Genomic DNA, 5,507 nt, shown 5'->3' with positions numbered 1-5,507 from the left:
GTGTCCGCCCCCGCAAACCACCCGCCACCAGGCCCGACGCCCCCAACCCGACAGACCAGACCTACCGGTCAAACTTCAAACGTGCCGGAGCCTTGCCCCCGAGGACCCGCCGACGTGGTCGGCCGAGCAGCTGCTGGCGCCGCACGCTGCCGTAGTGCTGAACAGCCTCAGCGCTCTGCCGGACAGCTCAGACGAGACGATCGGGGCGGGCAGCAGACGCTGCGTACACGGCGGCCCGGTACCGGGCAAGCGAGGGATCTTACGCTGCGGCGAGCCTGCGGGAGATTGCCGAGCGGCTCGTCATCTCCACCGGGAAGAAGAAAGGCCAGCACCCGTCAGCGGCCACCGTCATGCGGATGCTCCGCGACCACGATGAGAAGGCACTGGAAGCTTCTGATTACGGACAGCTACTTTGCCCCTGGCCGTGGCTTCAGGAGTTCGAGGCCGGATGAGGGTCCTCTCTGGGAGGGCCGGGCACGTGTTCTAAAGCAGCCGACACCTTGTTGCCCGACAACGCACTTGCCTAATGAACGCCCGGCGGAATCCAGCCGGCGAACCGGGGATGCCAGACCCTGGCCACCCGCCAAGCCTCATCCTCCAGCCGCCCGAAGACGAAAACCGTCGCCGTCGCCTCTTTGATCACATTTTTCTCCCGCCTGCCTCGAACGTCGCTGCCAGTCCGTATGGCCACCTCGTTGCTCAACTTCTCTTCGACATCACCCCAACCGCCAGCCACCCCGCGTCGAGTTCTGATGACAGTGGGTGACGGAAGGTGGGATCGTGGAGCGAGCCACCCCCGCAGCCCGAAACACCGCCCTCCCGTCTGGCACAGATGGAACCGGTGGCTACGCCACCGGTTCCCGGGACCACCACCGCACGTAGAGCCACGACAGTCAGGCCGGACCTCGGCCCCGCCGCCGGCTGCGGACAAGGCGGCACTGCGCCGCTGTAGCCTGCCCCAGGCCTGCTGCCACCAGGGCCGTCAGGGCACGCTGTAGGCCAGCAGGCTGCCGAATTACTCGATTTGGAGACAAGAGCGCGCCGCGCGACGGCTGCGCGCGGCGCTGGCGCGCCGTGCTCGCCGGCGAGCCGCCAGCCTAAACCCCTCCAGATATCCGGCCGTTTTGGCCATACTCCGCGAACCGGACAAAACTACCAGCAAACAAGCAGGACGCGATGCCTATCGACGACACCCGACCCCCAACCCGGTCGGCATAGGTGGCACCATAGGTCCATGCCAGTGCCTTCGCCGCGCCGAGTCTTCATCAGCCACACGTCTGAGCTTAGTGCCCATCCTTCGCCGGTTTCTTTTGTCGAAGCCGTCGAAACTGCGGTGAAGCGAGCGGGTGACGCCATCGTCGATATGGCCTACTTTACATCTGCGGATCTATCGCCTTCCATTCTGTGTCGGGAAATGGTGGAGAATTCCGACCTTTACGTGGCCCTCGTTGGGTTCAGGTATGGCTCTCCAGTCCGGGATGACCCAGCGGTTTCATACACCGAACTGGAATTCAACGCTGCCACCGACCTCGGTATTCCGCGGCTAATCTTCCTGCTCTCGGAAGACGCAGAGGTTTCGCGCGCGGTGAGCTTTGACTTGGAATTTGGAGACAGGCAGGAAAAGTTCAGATCAAGAATACTCAACGACAGTGGTTTGACGGTTCAAAGATTCAATGATGTTCGTCAGCTTGAGACGGTCGTCCTGCAGGCTCTCATGGCCACCCGGACGCACAATACCCGGCCGTCCAAGTCGAGGAGCAGTCGAGGCGTGGGGACTCGGACCGGCGGGAAGGCCCGATCAGCCGACCCTCAGGTCCATTCGCAGACATCCAAGTACCGTCAGGTAATGCGTCAGGCAAACCGGTACATAACACCCCCGAATACTGACAATGCTAGCAGGGTCGCCCTAGACAAGATCTATGTAGTTCCCTGCCTGAGGGGGCGGCTCGAGATATCGGATCAGGACCGAAAGATTGATCTCGATGAGGTGCTGCGAAGTGCCCGCAGGGTCGTTTTCGTGGGGGATCCCGGGGGGCGGCAAAACGACGCTCAGCACAAAATTGATGTATGAATTTTGCGAAAATTCCGAGACTGGTAAGATCGTGATACCGTTCCTTGTTGTACTCCGAGAGTACAATGCGTCACGTGAAGAGCATCCCGTTAGTATAGTCGAGTTCATTTCTAGCACCCTGAAGGCGAAATATCAGGTCGCGCTTTCTGCCGACCTGATCGAGTCACTTCTTGAGGCAGATCATACGGTGATAATTTTCGATGGCCTCGATGAGTTGCTTGAGCCGCGGAGACGCCAGGATACGGTTGACTCCATCGAAGCATTTTCTGAGGTCTATCCACGCGCGCGGATCCTAGTCACCTCTCGCCGCGTCGGGTATATGCAGGCTCCGCTTGCCGAGGATGTCTTTTCGATTGTCACACTAGATGGGTTCGACGACAGCCAGGTTGAATCCTATGTTAGGAACTGGTTTGCGCTCGACGAACGTTTTAGCGCGTCAGAGTGCCAGACGCTTTCCAGCGGGTTTGTGCGAGAAAGTCGCCTCGTCTCCGACTTGACGCGGAATCCGCTGATGCTTGCCCTGATGTGTAGCATCTATAAAACCGAGTCGTATATACCTCGGAATCGGCCGGACGTCTACGAGAAGTGCTCCCGCATGCTGTTCGACAGGTGGGACAAACACCGAGGATTGAAGCGACCTCTGGCCTTCGAGGCCCATGTCGAACCCGCCATGATGGATCTAGCGTACTGGATCTACAGTTCTGCCGACTTGCAAGCAGGAGTCCAGGAGAGACTCTTGGTGGAACATGCAGCGGACTACCTGCAGACTTGGCAATACGAATCTCGTGCAGAGGCAGTGAGGGCCGCCCGAGAGTTCATCGAATTTTGCCGTGGTCGCGCATGGGTGTTCACCGATGTCGGACTAAGCCCCGATGGTGAATCTCTATATCAGTTCACACATCGCACATTTCTTGAATATTTCACTGCCTATCACCTGGCGATTACAAACGATGAAGAGGAACTTTTTGGCGCTTTGAGTGAAAAAATCATGGCTGCGGAATGGGATGTCGTTGCACAGCTTGCCATTCAGATCAAATCAAAACAGCGCTTGGGTGGCGCCGACCGCGCCGTTGTTGCACTTTCTCGCATCCACGGGTCGGCGATGTCAATTCGTGAGAAGTGTAATGTTGCCTCCTTCCTCGCGCGGTCTCTTGCGTTTCTTGTGCCGTCACCCGCAATCGTGAGAAGTGCAGTGGAACTCGTGGTCGAGACGCACCTGGAGGCTTGTCTAGAAATTCAAGACGTGGACGACGAGGTTAGCAGGGGCCTAGTCTTCAGTCTGTCACCGGCTGCGCGTGAGATCCACAAGAATGTAATGACCACCGTCCAAGAGAAGCTTGAGGGTGTGTCGAGCAATGATCCAGCTCTTGCCCGACGTGAGGTAGCGATTAGCTTGCTGTGCCATCTCAACCACGCGAGGGACACTTCGGGGGAATGGAACATATGGGCCGCAGCGCTTCGAGAACAGACTGCGGAGAAGAGGATATTTTCGGATTCCTGGCGCTGGGCAATGATCATGCGCCTCTTTACCGGCCATCTTTCGCTGCAGGACTACCTTGCGAAAACTGGAAAGAGTGGAATAACGGATGAGACGCCGATCCCCGGTACGAGGGCGAGGTATCTTAGTCCAATTTCTTACGCAGTTCAGCCTCTACTTGAAGGGCGCTCGGACGACGATTCTCGATTTCTAGATATGGCTGTTGGCATCGGCGATGCCTTGGCCGCAGATGAAACCAAAATAAAACGGATCAGGCCGTTCATTTTCTTTGGCGCTCTCTCGTCGGCGCCGCAGACCTCCGCCGGGGTTATAGAACGAATATCTCCTGAACGCCGGATTGCTCTGGTTCGAGTTCTTGCTGTCTGCTGCGTAATGCAAAATAAGTCGCTTGGAGACGCCAAGGAGAATGAGGTGGAGCGGCAGTTCCTGGACCGAGATAGCATTGGCGTCTTCGAGTTTGCGAGGCCGCTCCTTGAGCATCGAAGCGATTGGTTGGTGACGGAAGACCTGGACGCGGCATCAGTTTGGTCCTGGGCCTCGGAGATCGTCGATCACTCGGTCGACGTTGAACCAGCCGACGGTAAATAGCATGGGAGCGGACCACGTTGCTGCTCGTGGCCTCGCATGTGAGCGGTAGCCACGTCGTCAACCGCCGGCGAACAGCAACAAACGCGCAGGTCTGTCTGCAGAAGCTATGCAGCACGTGGGCGCGAGCGAGTGGACAGCGGTGGACATTGCCAGGCCCGAGGCTGGCGGATGTTGATGGAAGTCTGTGCCACGCCTGCGGAGGGCTACGGGGTAGCAGCTTCTGCCCCACGGCGGCGTGACTCCGCATGGCCGACGTGGATCCGTCGGGGCGGTTGCGGCGCGGACGGGTAGTGCACTCAGCCATGTACCCAAACCGGCGGTCGGGCACGGACGTCTATGGATGTCGGCGGACTCGCACCGCTGAGCAGGCGGACGGTACAGAGGTCTACGGACTTCGGTGGACGACTCGCCCTCTCCTCTTAAGCCGCAGGGCAAGGACGCGCTGCCACGCCGCTTCCGCTCCTCAGCGCTGGCGCGCCTGCGGTACGGATCGACTTGCCCACGGAGATCTTGTCCACTGGCCGTAGGCGGTACAGAGTCGGAGGCCGATAACGATCACGTCGCGCGGTGGCTGCGGCTCCGGCCGATGGCAGCCAGGCTGGCAGCCAAGCCGACAGACGGCAGCGGACGAGTGTGGACGTCTACGGAACCCGGCGCCAGCCCGACCTGGACCAGCGGACGTCGGTGGACGGATACAGACGAGTACTCGGGAATCTCATAATCCCCCGGTGCCAGGCGAGCAAAGAAGCCCAAGGACGCCAGGGGCCGCGGGATGGCGCCCGGCGGCAACGGGGTCCTACGTCAGCCGCCCTGACCGCGTAGCGCCGGAGCCGGCCTTCGATGGACAGGGGTAGAAGTCGGGGTCGCCCTGAGATGCGGGTCGTCTGTAGTTCGCCCCGCCCGCCATCGGCGGACCGGAGCTCCTCGCCGTCGGGGGTGGACCCAGGGTCTCGGCGAGGTAGCTCACCGTGATGATCGATAGCTGATCGTAGTGAACCCGGCGGCCGGCTCGTAGGCCCGGCGCCTGGGGACAGGCTTCTGAGGGGCTATGCGCGGGTCGAAGCGGCGACGGCGGCATGTCGCTGGGTCTCCCGCTGACGTTTCGCGGGCCGGTTCGGAAATGGCCTTCGGGCCGGCCTTTGACGCGTCGCCGCCCCTACTTTGACGGAACCTCGCACACGCGTTGTGACGGAAGTGGCCTCCTGCTCGGACAATGAAAGCGCCAACCCACATTGTCCAAAAAAACAGAAGGCCACCGCGTGCCATCATGCCAGCCTGCCCCCGGCGTGTCCACCGCCCTGTTCGACTGCGAGCAGTGTGACATCTCCAGCCTGCTCGCGATGCTGGGTC

At 60.4% G+C, this 5,507-nt stretch carries 2 protein-coding genes; both read left to right on the top strand.

Annotated features, from left to right (window positions below):
* Window positions 1–1,234 precede the first annotated feature (1,234 nt).
* Window positions 1,235–2,071: a DUF4062 domain-containing protein gene (locus BCD48_RS46895; protein ID WP_083418964.1), complete on the top strand. Its 837-nt coding sequence runs from the start codon at window positions 1,235–1,237 to the stop codon at window positions 2,069–2,071.
* The gene (locus tag BCD48_RS46890; RefSeq protein WP_157910540.1) at window positions 1,998–4,157 is read left to right on the top strand and encodes an NACHT domain-containing protein; all 2,160 of its coding nucleotides are present in this window, start codon (window positions 1,998–2,000) and stop codon (window positions 4,155–4,157) included. The genes BCD48_RS46895 and BCD48_RS46890 overlap by 74 nt, the downstream gene beginning before the upstream one ends.
* The last annotated feature ends 1,350 nt before the right edge of the window (window positions 4,158–5,507 follow it).

It is taken from the genome of Pseudofrankia coriaricola (genome assembly GCF_001854805.1).
GTDB lineage: Bacteria > Actinomycetota > Actinomycetes > Frankiales > Frankiaceae > Pseudofrankia.
The sequence above is the reverse complement of the archived record's forward strand: the minus strand, read 5'-3'. Positions and strand labels throughout refer to the sequence as shown.